At 34.0% G+C, this 16,144-nt stretch carries 19 protein-coding genes; 5 read left to right on the forward strand and 14 right to left on the reverse strand.

What is annotated here, in order from left to right:
• Window positions 1–240: 240 nt before the first annotated feature.
• From yidD to BN349_RS25530, 3 genes are all read left to right on the forward strand, one after another.
• Window positions 241–471: a membrane protein insertion efficiency factor YidD gene (gene yidD / locus BN349_RS19280; protein WP_019243985.1), complete on the forward strand. Its 231-nt coding sequence runs from the start codon at window positions 241–243 to the stop codon at window positions 469–471.
• Window positions 472–736: 265 nt separating this feature from the next.
• Window positions 737–1,690 carry a metal ABC transporter solute-binding protein, Zn/Mn family gene (locus tag BN349_RS19285; RefSeq protein WP_019243986.1) on the forward strand — a complete coding sequence of 318 codons (954 nt, stop codon included), beginning with the start codon at window positions 737–739 and terminating at the stop codon, window positions 1,688–1,690.
• A 90-nt stretch (window positions 1,691–1,780) separates the two neighbouring features.
• Window positions 1,781–1,942: a DUF1540 domain-containing protein gene (locus BN349_RS25530; protein WP_081591293.1), complete on the forward strand. Its 162-nt coding sequence runs from the start codon at window positions 1,781–1,783 to the stop codon at window positions 1,940–1,942.
• 358 nt (window positions 1,943–2,300) lie between these two features.
• On the opposite strand, the gene BN349_RS25995 is transcribed toward BN349_RS25530, so the two are convergent.
• The 7 genes from BN349_RS25995 to BN349_RS19325 all read right to left on the reverse strand — a co-directional run bounded on the left by BN349_RS25995 (window position 2,301) and on the right by BN349_RS19325 (window position 10,343).
• On the reverse strand, window positions 2,301–2,444 hold the full coding sequence (locus BN349_RS25995) for a hypothetical protein (RefSeq protein WP_019243988.1): 144 nt from the start codon (window positions 2,442–2,444) through the stop codon (window positions 2,301–2,303).
• A gap of 138 nt (window positions 2,445–2,582) precedes the next feature.
• Entirely contained in the window at window positions 2,583–3,689 is a 1,107-nt protein-coding gene (gene menC / locus BN349_RS19300) for an o-succinylbenzoate synthase (RefSeq protein ID WP_019243989.1), read from the reverse strand.
• Window positions 3,686–5,167 carry an o-succinylbenzoate--CoA ligase gene (locus BN349_RS19305; protein WP_019243990.1) on the reverse strand — a complete coding sequence of 494 codons (1,482 nt, stop codon included), beginning with the start codon at window positions 5,165–5,167 and terminating at the stop codon, window positions 3,686–3,688. The genes menC and BN349_RS19305 overlap by 4 nt, the downstream gene beginning before the upstream one ends.
• Window positions 5,168–5,556: 389 nt before the next feature.
• A complete protein-coding gene (gene menB, locus BN349_RS19310) occupies window positions 5,557–6,375 on the reverse strand; it encodes a 1,4-dihydroxy-2-naphthoyl-CoA synthase (RefSeq protein WP_019243991.1) in 819 nt (272 codons plus the stop codon).
• Between the two features lie 5 nt (window positions 6,376–6,380).
• Window positions 6,381–7,196 (reverse strand): 2-succinyl-6-hydroxy-2,4-cyclohexadiene-1-carboxylate synthase, encoded by an 816-nt coding sequence (menH, locus tag BN349_RS19315; protein WP_019243992.1) that lies wholly within the window; start codon window positions 7,194–7,196, stop codon window positions 6,381–6,383.
• Complete coding sequence (gene menD, locus BN349_RS19320; protein WP_019243993.1) at window positions 7,180–8,943, reverse strand: 2-succinyl-5-enolpyruvyl-6-hydroxy-3-cyclohexene-1-carboxylic-acid synthase; 1,764 nt, start codon at window positions 8,941–8,943, stop codon at window positions 7,180–7,182. Before menD ends, menH begins: the two co-directional genes overlap by 17 nt.
• On the reverse strand, window positions 8,940–10,343 hold the full coding sequence (locus tag BN349_RS19325; RefSeq protein ID WP_019243994.1) for an isochorismate synthase: 1,404 nt from the start codon (window positions 10,341–10,343) through the stop codon (window positions 8,940–8,942). Before BN349_RS19325 ends, menD begins: the two co-directional genes overlap by 4 nt.
• Before the next feature lie 290 nt (window positions 10,344–10,633).
• On the opposite strand from BN349_RS19325, the gene BN349_RS19330 reads away from it, so the two are divergent.
• Both BN349_RS19330 and BN349_RS19335 read left to right on the forward strand, forming a co-directional pair.
• The gene (locus BN349_RS19330) at window positions 10,634–11,575 is read left to right on the forward strand and encodes a 1,4-dihydroxy-2-naphthoate polyprenyltransferase (RefSeq protein ID WP_425457674.1); all 942 of its coding nucleotides are present in this window, start codon (window positions 10,634–10,636) and stop codon (window positions 11,573–11,575) included.
• A 440-nt stretch (window positions 11,576–12,015) separates the two neighbouring features.
• On the forward strand, window positions 12,016–12,741 hold the full coding sequence (locus BN349_RS19335; RefSeq protein ID WP_019243996.1) for a TraR/DksA C4-type zinc finger protein: 726 nt from the start codon (window positions 12,016–12,018) through the stop codon (window positions 12,739–12,741).
• A 115-nt stretch (window positions 12,742–12,856) separates the two neighbouring features.
• Here BN349_RS19335 and BN349_RS26970 read toward each other — a convergent pair whose 3' ends face one another.
• From BN349_RS26970 to BN349_RS26465, 7 genes are all read right to left on the reverse strand, one after another.
• Entirely contained in the window at window positions 12,857–13,156 is a 300-nt protein-coding gene (locus tag BN349_RS26970; protein WP_019243997.1) for a hypothetical protein, read from the reverse strand.
• Window positions 13,157–13,297: 141 nt separating this feature from the next.
• Window positions 13,298–13,687, reverse strand: coding sequence for a hypothetical protein (locus BN349_RS24375; RefSeq protein WP_019243998.1), 390 nt, complete (start codon window positions 13,685–13,687; stop codon window positions 13,298–13,300).
• A 9-nt stretch (window positions 13,688–13,696) separates the two neighbouring features.
• Window positions 13,697–14,356 carry a hypothetical protein gene (locus BN349_RS19350; RefSeq protein ID WP_019243999.1) on the reverse strand — a complete coding sequence of 220 codons (660 nt, stop codon included), beginning with the start codon at window positions 14,354–14,356 and terminating at the stop codon, window positions 13,697–13,699.
• Complete coding sequence (locus tag BN349_RS25080; protein WP_148335103.1) at window positions 14,350–14,832, reverse strand: hypothetical protein; 483 nt, start codon at window positions 14,830–14,832, stop codon at window positions 14,350–14,352. Before BN349_RS25080 ends, BN349_RS19350 begins: the two co-directional genes overlap by 7 nt.
• Window positions 14,833–14,940: 108 nt before the next feature.
• Entirely contained in the window at window positions 14,941–15,450 is a 510-nt protein-coding gene (locus BN349_RS25085; protein ID WP_081591294.1) for a sigma 54-interacting transcriptional regulator, read from the reverse strand.
• Window positions 15,347–15,604 carry a sigma 54-interacting transcriptional regulator gene (locus BN349_RS26975; RefSeq protein ID WP_198286500.1) on the reverse strand — a complete coding sequence of 86 codons (258 nt, stop codon included), beginning with the start codon at window positions 15,602–15,604 and terminating at the stop codon, window positions 15,347–15,349. The genes BN349_RS25085 and BN349_RS26975 overlap by 104 nt, the downstream gene beginning before the upstream one ends.
• 6 nt (window positions 15,605–15,610) lie before the next feature.
• Window positions 15,611–16,144, reverse strand: a 534-nt coding sequence (locus BN349_RS26465) for a hypothetical protein (RefSeq protein ID WP_222860250.1), incomplete at its 5' end; no start/stop codon positions are given.

Consider the following 16,144-nt stretch of genomic DNA (forward strand, 5'->3'; position numbering starts at 1 on the left):
ATCATATAGGTAAAATCAGATTTTTTCATCTTATTCATTCACTTTTTAGAATTATTTTTCTTTTATGATTACTTTGCTATTCTTTACGTTATGTCAATTTTTTATTTAGGTGTATAATAATATGAGATTTGAAATGTCTTACTGTATTCAAAGTGAATGATAGAATCAAGTTCTACAACAATCTAATAATAAGCTTTGAATTTTTTTGATTCACTTTATTTCCAAAAAGGATGACATAACATGAAAAAAGTATTACTGTTTATAATTCAATTTTATCGAAAGACTATATCTCCCTTAAAGCCACCAACCTGTAGATTTTATCCGACTTGCTCAGCGTATGGTCTAGAAGCAATACAACGTTTTGGTGCTTTAAAAGGAGGTTGGTTAACAATAAAAAGAATCTTAAAATGCCACCCCTTACATCCTGGTGGAGTTGATTTGGTACCTGAAAAAGAAGAGAAAAGAAAATAATGTTTGTCGTTATTTGCTAAAAAAAGAAAACACGAAACTCTTGCGTTCGTGTTCTATTTACGTTAATATACAATATGATAAATCGTAATCATTTCGTTTAATGTTTTGTAAATCGTAACAACTACGATTAAGAAATAAACAGTTAAAGCTTGATGCAAACTAGGAAGGGTAACAAATATACAAAATCTAGATGATCATCTTTGGGTTATGCAGTCTCAAGTTTAACAAATGGTTATTTCGATACTATGCAAATCAGGGGGAAATTATGAAAAAAAAGCTTGTATTATCCTTTCTTCTTCTGATTGCAGTCATTCTTACAGGCTGTAATCAAAAAGAAGAATCGAACAAAACTGAAACACTAAATGTATACACAACGGTATATCCTTTACAGTTTTTCGCAGAACAAATTGGTGGAAAGTATGTAAATGTTCATTCCGTATATCCACCAGGTACTGACGAACATACTTTTGAACCATCACAAAAAGACGTCATAAAAATGGCTGAATCTAATCTTTTCTTATACATCGGATATAATTTAGAAGGCTTTGTAACAAAAACAAAACCTATTTTAGAAAAAGAAAACGTAACACTTTTAGCTGTCGGAGAGAAGATACATTTAGATGATGAATTACTAGCACATGATGAGCAAGGTGAAGAGCATGAGCATGAACATGAAGATGATGGACATAATCACGGCGACGTAGACCCACACATGTGGCTAGATCCTGTTTTGGCTAAATCAATGGCTGCTGAAATTAAAAAAGAGCTTATTAAACTTAAACCTGAAGAAAAACAATTTTTTGAAGAAAATTACAAACAATTAGTAACTAAACTAGACAAACTTAATAACGGTTTTAAAGAGACTATAACTAAAAGCCCTAAGAAAGAAATCATTGTATCTCACGCAGCATATGGATATTGGGAGAAACGTTATGGCTTAGAACAAATTGCTGTATCTGGGTTATCTAGTTCAAGTGAACCTAGCCAAAAAGAGCTGAAGGCAATAATGGAAGTAGCCAAAGAACATAACATTAACTATGTACTTTTTGAACAAAACGTCCAATCAAAGCTCACAGAAATACTCCAAAAAGAAATTGGAGCAAAGTCATTACAACTTCATAATCTATCCGTTTTAACTGAAAAAGATATTGAACACAATAAAGATTATTTCAGTCTAATGGAAAAAAATCTTGAAACACTAAAAACAGCACTACAATAATTTGCTTTTCCTATATAAATACAGAAGAAAATTACCAGTCATGACAACTACTTATAAGTAAAAACTAAGCTTGTAAGGAGGATGAGGTACATGGCAAAAGATGTTAAATGCAGTGCGAATAGTTGCTTCTATTGGAAGCATGGAAATCGCTGCTCTGCAAAAAATATTATGGTGGAAATGTACTCCGATGGGAAAGCACGCACTAGTAGCCAAACGGGGTGCCAAACATTTAAACCAAAAGATATTTATTAGTAAATCACAATCTCCACCACCATAATAGTATGGTGGTGGATGTACATTAGCTAGACCTCGGTCTAGCTATTTTTTAATGTAGAAAAGAGGGTGTCTCAAACGGCATAATTTGGTTGGCAAAAGTTTCATACAATCCTTCCTCAACTAAAGATAGAATAAAGCGACGTGACAAAGCGCGTAACATCAACTTTTTTTAGAAAGTAAAAATAGAGATCCCATAAAGCGTAGGGGCTGTCTGAAAAGCGATAAAAATCACTTTTTCAGACAGCCCCGCTCTTCTTTTTATTTAAATACTCCATTTACATATTTAAACAACACAAAGCAGACCTCTATTGAGCGCCTCCTTTGCTTTATTCTACTATTTTTCCTCAAAACTAACCGTTGGCTTTAAAAATTGAAGTTCTTCTTCAGCTAAGCCTGAAATTTCCTTAATAACATGCATAGGTAACTGAAGATTAAATAATACTTCTGCAATGAAAAAAGCGTTTTTATTTTTTCTCATAATCTTATACCTACCTGTGTTTTTTTCGGTTTTCAGAATACTAAAGCTCCGTTTCAAATATTATACAGGATGTGAAGTAAAATAAAAAACATCTAAATACCTAAAAATTGATTTTTTTACTTTTTTTGCAACTATTTATTATATTATAAAATTTTCTTGATATACTGTCAGTTTATCAAGAACTGTATAATTTATGTTGTAGCCTATCCCAGGAGACTTAGAAACCTTCACTGTGCCATTTTCTACAACAATTTCAGGATCAATAATATCTTCATCCCAAAAACGTGAAGACGAAGAAATATCACTAGGAAGCGTGAATCCTTCTAAAGAAGCTAAAGCTATATTATGAGCACGAGAAATTCCAAATTCAATCATCCCCCCACACCAGAGAGGAATCCCGTTATTTAGACAAAGATCGTGAATTTTTTTAGCTTGTTTCCATGCTCCTACTCGTCCCATTTTTACACATATAACCTGACAGCTATTAAGTTCGATAGCATTTTGAACAGATGTAAATGAGACTATGCTTTCATCCAAACATATGGGTGTTGTTAACTGTTTCTGTAATTGACCGTGTTCTATTAAATCATCATGTCCTAAAGGCTGTTCAATCATCATTAAGTCAAATTTATCAAGAGCTTGTAATGTTTTCAAATCTACTTTTGTAAATGAAGAATTAGCATCTACCATTAATGGTATATTTGGATATTCGTTACATATGTTTGATACATATTGAATGGCTGTTCGTGGATTGATTTTAATTTTATATTTTTTATATCCATCTTTTTTATACTCTTCAATTTGTTGTATGGCTTTTTCTATATTATCTGAAGCTACAACTACTCCTGAATCAATTGTCTTCTTTACACCATTAAATAATTTCGATAAAGGTATATTCAATTGTTTACTGTATAAATCCCAAAATGCACATTCAATTCCCGATTTGGCCATATGATTCCCTCGAACGAACGAAAAAAGAGTCTCGAGTTGGTCAGGATGTGATACTTGGATTTGTTGAATTGCTGGAATCAAAAAATCTTTCAACATGTAGTAGCATGTTGTAATCGTTTCTTCCGTATACCATGGGCTTGAAAATGCTACAACTTCTCCCCAACCACTTAATCCATCGCGATCCTTCACCTCAACGATAATCGCTTCCCTTTTCGTTATCGTTCCAAGAGCATTTACAAATGGCTGCTTCAAAGGAGAAGCAATTCTTCTTAAGCTTATAGATTGTATGTTCATAATTTCTCCTTCAAATGTTGGAGTAATTGGCGTCGTAAAAGCTTATTCGATGAATTTCTAGGAAGTTCATCGACAATATACATTTTTTTTGGTACTTTATACGATGCTAAATGTGATTGGCAGTGTTCAATAAGATTCTCTACCTGCACATTTTTATTAGATAAAACAATGAAGCCAACAGGTACTTGACCCCACTTCGCATCTCCAATACCTGTCACACCTGCTTCAAAGACAGCTGGATGTTTCATTAATACAGATTCAATCTCAGCTGGATAAATATTTTCCCCACCTGAAATAATTAAATCTGAGCGACGATCCACTACGAATAAAAATCCATCTTCATCAAGATATCCCATATCCCCTGTTTTTAACCATCCATTAACGATGGCTGATTTTGTAGCATCCTCACGGTTCAAATAACCTTTTGTTATATTTGGACCTTTAACCATGATTTCTCCCACTTCATTAGGTGCAGCTTTTCTGTCATCTATTTGAATTTGAATTTGAGCAGGAAAAAGTGCCTTTCCTGCCGATCCCAATTTATTCAAGCTATACTCTGGAGATAGCGTTACAATTTGTGAAGAAGTTTCTGTCATTCCATAGGTTTGAAAGACAGGTATGTTCTTTTCTTTACATTCTTCTAGAAGGCTAACTGGTGCAGGGCCTCCGCCTAAAAGCATGCAACGAAATGACGAAGGATAGGTTAGATTATTTAACTGCACCAGCATTCTATTTAATGTTGCTGTTACAACTGAAATAATCGTAACCTCCTCTTCCATAATAGAACGGTTTACTCGTTCTTCATTAAATTGTTCATGTAAAATAACCGTTATACCATAGATGACACTTCGAAATAGAATAGACAATCCGCTTATATGAAATATTGGCACAACGCAAAGCCAAATATCCTTCTCATGCAATCCTAAATTTAGCATAGAACCCATTGCACTCCACCAATGGTTACCATATGTTTGTATAACTCCTTTAGGGTTGCCTGTTGTTCCAGACGTGTACATGATGGTTACCGTTTTTGATAGATCAAATTCCTCTACAATAGAAAAAGAATCACTTTTATCCATCGATTCAATCGCAGCCATTGGAATAAGCATTGCTTTATCTTCTAAAACATCCTTTATCATCTGTGTATAGTTATCACCTGTGATTAACCAATCTAATTTTGAGTCCTTAAATTGCCATTCAAGTTCCTTTGTTGTTAAACGTGTGTTATACAATACTATCTCAGCCTCTAAATGCATGAGCGCATGTATTGTTATCACCATGTCTAGTTGATTGCTCTGTAAAATCCCTACTCTGCTTCCATACTGTATTCCATGTTCAAATAACTTACTAGCGTACTCTACAGAGCAATCAAATAGTTCTTTGAAAGTAAGTTCTTTTCCCGACATCTTTATCGCAATTCGATTTGGAGATAACTCCGCTCTCTTTTTTAACCAGTTTGGTAAAACATCCTTCATCATTTTTCTTTTTCACTCCCTTTTAAAAAAAGCGCAAACCTTGATTAGCTCCAATCAGCATAAGATAAGCGACTAGTAGATTACGATCTAACCTTCTAGTTGGCTAGACTTCTTACCTCGAGGAGTAAGCACTGAAGCTAGGCATGAAACTAAGTCCAAAATCTGATACTTTCTTATCTTTAGAAAACGTAATCCTTTTTCAAGGATTACACAATCTTCCAAAATCATATACGGTGGTTAGAACTTTATTAAATCCATAACAAAGATTATACATTTTCTGAACGAAAGCGCACTCTCTTGGAAACTCTTATGAGGATAGGCTATTCCCTCTCTAAAAAAAGAGAGTGTCTCAAAAGCGATACTTTTGGTTGACACCCTCTTATTCTTACCTATTAAGGAAACTTAGGAAATTGGTCGAAATTCGGCTTACGTTTCTCTTTGAAAGCGTCGCGACCTTCTTTAGCTTCATCAGTTGTATAATATAATAGTGTAGCATCTCCAGCAAACTGTTGAATACCTGCAAGTCCGTCTGTATCTGCATTAAAGGCAGCCTTCAAGAAGCGTAGCGCCATTGGGCTCTTCTCTAGCATTTCTTCACACCACTTAACCGTTTCCGCTTCTAGTTGTTCTAAAGGTACAACTGTATTTACAAGACCCATATCTAATGCTTCTTGTGCATTATATTGACGACATAAGTACCAGATTTCACGAGCTTTCTTATGTCCAACGATACGTGCCAGGTAACCAGAACCGTAACCAGCATCAAAGCTACCAACTTTAGGACCTGTTTGACCAAATATTGCATTATCAGCAGCAATTGTTAAATCACATACGATATGTAATACATGTCCTCCCCCGATTGCATAACCTGCAACCATCGCTACAACTGGTTTTGGTATAACGCGAATTAATCGTTGAAGATCTAAAACATTTAAACGTGGAATTTGATCGTCGCCTACATAGCCACCATGTCCGCGAACTTTTTGATCTCCACCAGAACAGAATGCTTTACCACCCTCACCAGTTAAGATAATTGCACCAATCTTTTCATCATCTCTCGCATAAGCAAATGCATCAATCATTTCCGAAACGGTCTTCGGAGTAAATGCATTATGCACATGTGGACGATTAATTGAGATCTTGGCAATACCATTATAAGTTGAGTAAATTATTTCGTCGTATTCACGTTCTTGTACCCAATTGAATGCCATACTATTTATACCCTCCATTTTTCAACAAATTCACTTACTATTTTACCAAACTTTTCAGGATTCTCCACATGAATTGCATGACCTACCTTTAATACATTTTCCCATTCACATTGTAAGAATCTTTGTTTCATTTCTTTTGCGATATGACAAAACTTTCGATCATACTCACCAGTAAGTAATAATATAGGTACTTGTATGTTAGATAGATGATCCCACCAAGACGGCTGTACACCTGTACCCATTCCTAATAAACTATTAGCTAGTCCTACTTCATCATTCGAAATTCTTTGCTTATAAATGATAGCTTTCTTTTCATCTGAAAGCTTTTTTTGCGATTCAAATAGAGCTATACTCTGCCAATAATCAACAAAATTCACTATGCCCTCCTGAACGATTTTTTCAGCAAGGCTCGCATCGTTAATCTTTCTTTTTTCTCTCTCATCTATACTTGCTAATCCAGGTGAAGCACTTTCTAATATTAATACTTTTGTATACTCCTCAAATAAAATAGCAAATGTTAAGGCTAAACGCCCTCCCATTGAATATCCTAAAATATTTGCTTTTTTTATTTGTAAAAACTGCAGTATATTTTTTAGATCCTCAGCTACAGCTTCAATTTGATACCTTTTTTCATGATGAGGTTTATCTGTTAATCCATGTCCTATAATATCAGGCATAATACACATATAATCATTTTTTAGATAGTGAATCGTTTCTTTCCATGTTTCATAATTGCCAGTAAATCCATGAAGCAATACTAATGGCTCGCCTTTACCTTGAACATCTACATGATAAGTAACATTATTACTTTGTATTTTCATTATCTTTACCTGTTAACAAACAGTTTATTTCCTGGGAAACATGATTCCACAAATTTCGATGATCAAGTACGTTTTTTTCGCGTTCGGTCACTAATTCAATTACTTTTATGCCATTCAAAGAGAATGATTCGACAAAGCTTTTTTTAAAATGTTCCCAGTCTTCAACTCTGGTAAACTTCCCACCATACATTTCAACAGCATGAGAAAAATCTAACCCATGTGGAGTTCCAAATAGTTGTTCAAAATGTTCCTTTTCAGAAGATTGTGGTAAAAACGAAAAAATACCTCCACCATCATTGTTAATGATAATTATCGTTATATCTCTTTCCAGCATCTTTGCTGCGAGCAAACCGTTTAAATCGTGGAAAAAGCTCAAATCACCAATCACAAGAACTGTAGGACTTCCTTCAACACTTACTCCAAGAGCTGTTGATACAACCCCATCTATTCCATTTGCTCCTCTATTTGCATAAAGAGTAACATTGGTTTCATTACAATGAAAAAACGTATCACAGTCTCTAATAGGCATACTATTACTAATAAATAAATTCGAATTTTGTGGAAGCAAATGCGAAAGCTCTGTAAAAACTTGTCCTTCATTTATTGAATTTAAACTTTTAATTGATTGTAAAACTTGTTTCGTACACTGATTTATTTGTTGCCATTTGTTATGCCATTCATTTGAAGAACTATGAGAAATTTTTTGTGATAAAGATACGCACAATGCGGTTTCATTACCATAAATCATTTCTGTAGCTAATCCTGTTGGCTCTCTCCATCCTGAACCACCATCTACAACAATTTGTGGTATTTCTTTGCATTGTTTAATAAATAAGGTTAATGCTTTAGAAACCGGCATAGCCCCAAAACGAATAATAACATCTGGCTGAAGTTCTTGGACAGCTTGATCGAATCTTAAGAAAGTATCATAACAGTCCATTACTTGCTCTTGATAACGACCTTTTCTTAATTGTGACAAAGGATCCGCCAATATTGGATATTGTAGCTTATCAGCCAATTCTATTACCGCTTCAGCAAATCCATCCTCACTTATTTCTCCACATATAATTAAACCTTTTTTCTTGTCACGTAACTGCTCAAGAAGTACTTCAATATCCTCTTCATGAAGAAGTTTCGTTCCATCTTTAAAACAGTCCTTAAATGAAACTTTTCCTCTTCCTACTTGAAAATAATCTTTTTCCATATTAGGAATTAATGGTTCTCTTATTGGGAAATTAAGATGAACTGGTCCTGCAGGATGACTACTTGAAATCATTGCCGCTCGTCTGCCTACATTTCGAACATATTGGATAGATACATCCTTTGATTCAGGAACTGACATTTCACAAAACCATTTTACGTGCTGACCATATAAATGAATTTGATCTATAGCCTGAGGTGCTCCAATATCTCTTAATTCATGTGGCCGATCGGCTGTAATGATGACTAAAGGAACGCGAGAATAGTGTGCTTCTACAATGGCAGGATAGTAATTCGCCGCTGCTGTACCTGATGTGCAAACTACTGCAACTGGTTCCTTCGTTGATTTAGCTATACCTAATGCAAAAAAGGCTGCTGATCTTTCATCTATGTTAATATGCACTTCAATATCAGGATGCTTAGCAAGAAGCATGCTGATTGGAGTAGAGCGTGATCCAGGACTAATTACCGCATGTTTAATATTTGCTCTCGAAAGCTCGTCCACAAAAGCAGACGTATACATTGTTAAATCTTCTTGATGATTCATGTTGACGATCCTCCTAAAGCATTAAGCATTGGCTGGAATTTAATCCATGTTTCTTTATATTCTTCTTCTGGATTAGAATCCTCTACAATGCCACAACCCGCAAATAAAGAAGCTTCTTTGCCTTGTAATAATGCTGATCGAAGTGCTACAGCAAACTCACCATTACCGTTAGCATCCATCCAGCCAAGTGGCGCTCCGTAAATACCTCTCTCTAGGCTTTCATTTTCTCTTATCCACTTCACCGCTTCTTGTTGTGGCAAACCGCCAAGTGCAGGTGTTGGATGGAGCTTTTTCACAATATCCAATAGAGAAACATTTTGTTCACTTTTTGCAACAACTGGAGTATATAGATGTTGGATGTGCTTTATTTTCATTAAAATAGGCTTACTTGGTACATCAACATCATGACAAACAGATTGCATTGCTTTTTGAATCATTGAAACCACATATTGATGCTCTTTTAAATTTTTAGGATCATTCAATAATTGCTGACCAAGTCTCTCATCTTCTATTTCGTCTTTACCTCTTGCAATTGACCCCGCTAAACAAGTCGATAAAATAGTGTCGTTTTCTTTTTTCACAAGTCTCTCAGGAGTAGCTCCAATAAAACAATCACTACCTGATTCCAAGCTGAATATAAAGCTTGTACCATGTTCTTTTAACAATTGAGGTAAAATTGCATCTGACATAATATTGTTCTTAAAGAATAATCTTAATTCTCTTGCAAGAACGATTTTATCAATGTTTGAGCTTGCAATTTTTTCAACTGCTTTGGCTACTTGTTCTTTCCATTTATTAGGTTCAATCTCCCGCTTCTCAACTAGTGTATTTTCCACAAACGAAAGTGGGGTTTTGCTTGCACGTAATAACTGCTGCCCGTTTTCAAACACTTCAATAAAGCGCTTTATATTGTCTCCTGGAGAACATAAAATATTAGTTGTTAAATACGTTTGTTTTTTCACATTCGTAACCATAAATTGTGGAACATAGAAAAAAGGATCCCCGAAGTTATCCCATAATAATGATTGTGATTTTTCTTGATCAAAGGAAAATCCTCCAAACATAACAGGACCAATTGCAGATAATTCTTCTTCTTTCTGAATAACACTATTATCAAGCAATGTTTTCCAATATTGTTCTATATGGATAAATCTATCGTTAGTGGTAGTTTGTACTCTGTCAATTTTACCTAGCCCAACAATAGCATGTAAGCTGGTTGGTTCTTGCCAAAAGAACCGTTCTCCTAAGAATTGCTCTCGTCCAGACTGATAAAAAGAAAGGGGGCTTACTGCCTCCGTTTTCACTACTTTACTAAATAGTACTGGAGTATTCGTTTCGTTAGATTTGTTTAATGCTTTTTGTAATCCTTCAAGGAGTTGTGTTTCAATTACGATAGCCATAAAAATCCCCCCTTTTACCAAATCGATATATACCTTTAAACCTTCTTAAAGATACACCTGTTAATTGAATTGTGTCAATGTTTCAAGCCTTTTTCCAAGAAAATTTCACCCGAAAATATAAAAGTTTTTATTTACATCTAGTCCTTCTTTATATTATATTTGAAATTTACGTTATTCACTACAATATAAATTAATTGACAGGAACTAACACTTTTTCTACACTTAGTTTGTGAAGGTTCGTTCACAATTACTAAATAATATTTTCAACTAACATTTAGAGGGAGAGACACATATTCATGCAGACAGAAATGAATACAAAAGCTGTAGAGTATATACCAAATAAACCCAGTTGGAAAGTTTGGTGGAAGCTTACTAGACCTCATACTTTAACAGCTGGATTTGTTCCTGTATTAATTGGTACTGCACTTGCCATTAATAATTACGAAATCAATATCATGTTATTTTGTGCAATGATGTTAGCAAGTTTATTAATACAAGCAGCAACAAATATGTTTAATGAGTACTATGATTTTAAAAGAGGACTTGATCATGAAGGATCAGTTGGAATTGGAGGAGCTATCGTACGTGATGGGATTACCCCAAGAACCGTAATGACTATCGCCTTATCTTTATATGGAATTTCAGCACTTATCGGCGTTTATATTTGTATGTCTACAACATGGTGGTTAGCGGTAGTTGGATTAATAGCAATGACAATTGGTTATTTATACACGGGTGGCCCTATTCCAATTGCTTATACACCTTTTGGAGAAATCTTTGCTGGGCTATTCATGGGTATGCTTATTATCCTAATATCCTTTTATATTCAAGCTAACGAAATCACAACACTTTCCATATTAGTTTCTATTCCAATAGCTGTAACAGTAGGGGCAATTTTGCTTTCGAATAATATTCGTGATCTTGATGGTGATAAAGAAAACGGTCGTAAAACATTAGCCATTTTACTAGCTAAGAAAAAAGCTGTCATTTTCCTTGCTTCCATGTTTGCTTTTGCATATTTATGGATCATTGCCCTAGTATTAATGAACGTTATTACACCATGGACATTATTAGTCATTCTTAGTCTTCCATTACCTATTAAATCAGTTAAAGGATTCTTGACTAATGATACACCTATAAAAATGGCACCTGCGATGGTACAAACAGCTAAAACAAATACAATCTTTGGATTCTTATTAGCCATTGGATTATTCATCGGTCATTTTATTTAATGTCACTGTTGTTCGTTACTATTAATTTAAAAAAGGAAAAAAGCTATTATTTTGATAGCTTTTTTTCTTTGTCATTCTTTGCAGAGGCTACTTATTATTTAAGCAAATAATAAGGCTCCCATTAAAGAACTACAGCAATTGACAAAGAGAAGCAATCAAAAATGAAATACGTCTTAACATGCTAGCCAAATATCCAGTTATGTCTCCACCCAAAAACATTTCCCCACAAACCAAACTTCATAACCTTTTTCCCACTAAGAAATATTTCTTTTACAAATTTCGTAAGTTCCCGCTCCAATCAACCAATCATTTTTTATCAGCTGATCTACTAAGAAACAACAATCTTTTAGAAAATAGTGCTAAATAAAACTTACTTAGGAGAATGTTTTTTTGAGGGCTGTTTATACTATGTAAGACGTAGAGAAGGAGGTTTTAGACCATTGATTTCACATAAACAATTAGAAGCACTTAAACAAGAATTACTTCATCTTAAAAGTGATATGAATCATACATTTGATGTAACATATGATAATGGAAATGTAAGAAGCTTAAAAAACTCTGTTGATGAACTTTCCTCTTATGACAATCACCCTGCTGATTTAGGTACAGAATTATTTGATCGTGAGAAGGACTATGCACTAGAAGCTCATACAATGTATGAATTAGAAAAAATCAATCAAGCTCTACAAGCAATCGAAGATGGATCGTACGGAAAATGTCTTGTTTGTCATGAAGATATTCCTTTAGAACGACTACAAGCCATTCCATATAGCTTATATTGTATTTCTCATACTCCCGATCAAGATATAAAAGAAGATCGACCCGTTGAAGAGGATATCATGTTACCACCGTCACGTGACTCTTATGATCGAAAAGATGGATATGATAGCTTCCAGGAAGTAGCACGATTCGGAACCTCAGAAACGACATCCGATTTTTTAGGACATTATGATAAATATGAAAGCATATATAATGATGCAGATGATCAAGAAGGATTCACAGAAGATTTTGAAACATTTATTGCAACTGACATAACAGGAAATGAAATAGATGTCGTCCAATCAAGAGCCCATGAAAATTACGAAGATATTTTGGATGAAGAAAATATTGAATCTATTATAGGTGATATTCCATTTCATCGTACCGATGGATATGAAGAGGATTAAAAATGATTAACATACAGTTTGGATTATCATGAAAAGTGACATGACAATCACCACATATACATGGATATAGAATAAATACCCTACCGCTTTGATAACCTCACGATAGGGTATTTTATTATCTCGTGAATATGTAGTAAATGACGTAAAACCAACTAAAACAGCCATGAATAATGGCCCAAATAATAGATTTATGTAAACTCCAGGAAATCGTGATTGCTAATGCTGAACCAAAAGTAATTCCATTTGAAACAAATTTTGTCGAAACACTCTTCTCTCTTTTTGCCACATTTATACTTCCTTCCATTAATGGATTTTCCTTCTCAATTCCTTTCTTAACCTCAAGATAAACCTTTTTATTTATATATTTTTCGATGTATGAATTATGATTAAATATTAGTTCTATTTTGGATTTCATTTATGCGCGATCCATTAGTCTTCTTTGATCTACTATGAAAAAAAGGCATTCCAAAGCTGGAATGCCTTAAATAAACCAATTAGTGTCACATATAATCAATGAAGAGAAACAAAAGCTCCCACCTGTTAAAGCAACTCTTTATTAATATTCAAATTGACGGTAATAGCGACGTATGTCAAGATCATGTTTTGTACAGTTTTCAAAGTGACGAGCTAAGCGATCAACAAGTAATGTCGAAGTAATAGTTGGAGCAAGAATCCAACGGAATTCATCGTCAATTCCCTTTAATTCGTAATCTAGCGGATCAATAACTGTAAACTTCTTGCTGTATTTTTGCACAAAAACCTCAACTCTATCGTCTATTACACGACGCTTTCCTTCACCCTTTACTAAAAATACAGGAGTATCTTCCGCAATTTGAGCAGCAATCGGCTCGAATTTTTTCTTAGCTGCTAGTAAATTTGCAGGCAGATGTTCTATTTGTTCGGCAAATTTATTATAGCCTGGAAATTCTCCTTTATTAGCTACCATCAACAATCATCATGAAGCTTCTCTCGTTCCATATGTTTTCAATCTTTCATAATCATGAGCAATCATCTTAATATCTAATTCAATAGGAATGCTATTTTCTAACAGCTTCTGAAGTTGTAATGCCGTTCCCATACCTGTAAAGCAAGATGTTACAATCGCTCGTTGCTTTGCTTTTTCAGGATATATTAATTTATATTGTGTTTCTTGATTTTTCTTTATTAGTTCAACTAGCTCTTCCAAATAAACATCTTTATGAATTAACTCACCTACGTATAAAGCCATCTGAGTTGATACATTATTTATAATGGCTATAGGTGCCTCAATAGTTGTACTAAATCGAGCATAAATATCTTTTAACGAACCCATATCAACTAGAATGACAAGTCCTTGAGATACGTCATTACGCTCGATATATTGCATAACATTTGTTGCTACTTCTTCTAAACGAATATCAAGTAGCATATCAAAAGCTTCAAATATGTTTTTTCCTAACATTCGATTCGTCACACTTGCTATAGAACTAGCTGTTGCATAACCATGTGCCAAAATAATAGCTTTCGCTTGTTTTTTTCCCTTACCTACGCGAAGACCTTTTAAATAAAATGATAAAAAGATTTCATCCTCTAAATCTAGACTCGTATCTAATTTACTTTCTATTAGTTTCACCATACGTTTGGCAATAATATTTTCTTCATGCGCATTTTCTTTATATATGTAAATAGACCCTTTAACAAACTCTGTTCCTTCTCATTCCAACGAAACTGATGCTGATTACGAAAATAAAAATAATAGGCGACAGCATAAAGATTATTGCCATTATACTGTAGAAAATGGCTATCTTCTATGTAGCGAAAAACCACTTGTAACGCCGATATTGTATAACGAAGCATTATTCCTTCTTGTTCAGAAACACGCTCGAAAATTAACTTGTCCAGCATAACATTAATTTCGCTATTGATGTTTTCTTCAAAGATAGTTTTATCGATTTTCTTACTACATTTTGTTGCATATAGTTCGCACATTTGCTCAAACATATTTCTAATCAATTTGATATCCGAAATGTCATTCCCACATAATTGATCAACTGTCATCAATGGTGATATAAGAATCATCTTATTCTGACCGTATCGCAAATCTGTTTCCATGTACCCTTCCTCAAACATACTTTCCGGTATATTATGTAAATGTATTTCAAGTTTCTCTTTTTTTCTATTTTTAGAAAAAGAAACGGCACACAAATATTTAATGACATTTTAGAACTCTCCAATATTTCCTTTATACGTATTTTCTAATAACACAGTAACAGCCATCGAAGACAATTGAATATCACGTTTCAGTACTTTTGCTTCTTTCAACAAAAAATTGTATAGAAATAATTGTTTTTCAAATTTACCTCTTTCATTTAGAGATGGAATATAAACATTTAAAGGAATACGACGGATGAAAGTTTGTAAGAAATGAGTTTTGGGATCTTCAGTTGTCGCGAAGACTAATCGTACATTAGATGTATGCTCTCCTTCACTTTCACCCATCCTTCTAAAAACACCACGATCCATAAACGTAAACAACTTTTCCTGACTCTCTTCATTTAATCGATGGACCTCATCTAAAAACAATATACCTCCATCAGCCTTTTCTAGCATTCCTTGTTTCATTTCATTAGCCCCAGTAAACGCTCCTTTGACATGACCAAAGCAGCTCGGGATTATTTGCATATTGAGCACAATTAAATGATAAAAAAGGAGCATCCTGATCAAGTACATTTTTTTCTATGGAATATTGCCATATTATAGCGGCCATCATACTTTTACCTGTACCTGTAGGTCCATACAGCATAATGGGTAATCCATTCCCTGGATAAAAAACGGGTGTCTTAATTTGTTCAATTACTTTTTTTAGACTAGCATCTGCTCCTATTAAATCTTAAAAAAAATGTTTTTCTTCTACAAAAATATCTTTGTCACTCTCTAATTCAGAAATACTTAAATAAATAGGCTTACTTACATGATAAAAATTTCGTTCGAACGACAGCTTATCTAAAAAATATACAGGACGAGTATTAATTTTAATGACTCTTCCTTCTTCAACAAGTTGATTTAAATAATGACTAATCGTGTTTCTTTTTACAGAAAAGTATTCCGACATATAAATCGCTGTATAATGACTTTTATCCTCCTCTGAAAAAAAGCTAGCTGTTTCTGTATCTAAGAAGTCCATAATATCGTCTTTAAGCAAAGCTAACATCCTCTCTACTGAAGTTGAAAGGATAAACAAAGAAGTATTCTGAGAATTTGCTATCCATACAGTATCATAATTAATTATAAAATTGTTAGAATACAGGAAACGGAATGATTTTCCAACAATGTATAGTCGAATGATATAACAATAAAGAGTAATACAAAAAAAGGTTGCTTGTACTGTGAAAACAGAACAAACAACCTTTTTTATCGTGTTGAC

This window comes from Bacillus sp. AP8 (assembly GCF_000321185.1).
GTDB classification, from domain to species: Bacteria; Bacillota; Bacilli; order Bacillales; family DSM-1321; genus Bacillus_AD; species Bacillus_AD massilioanorexius.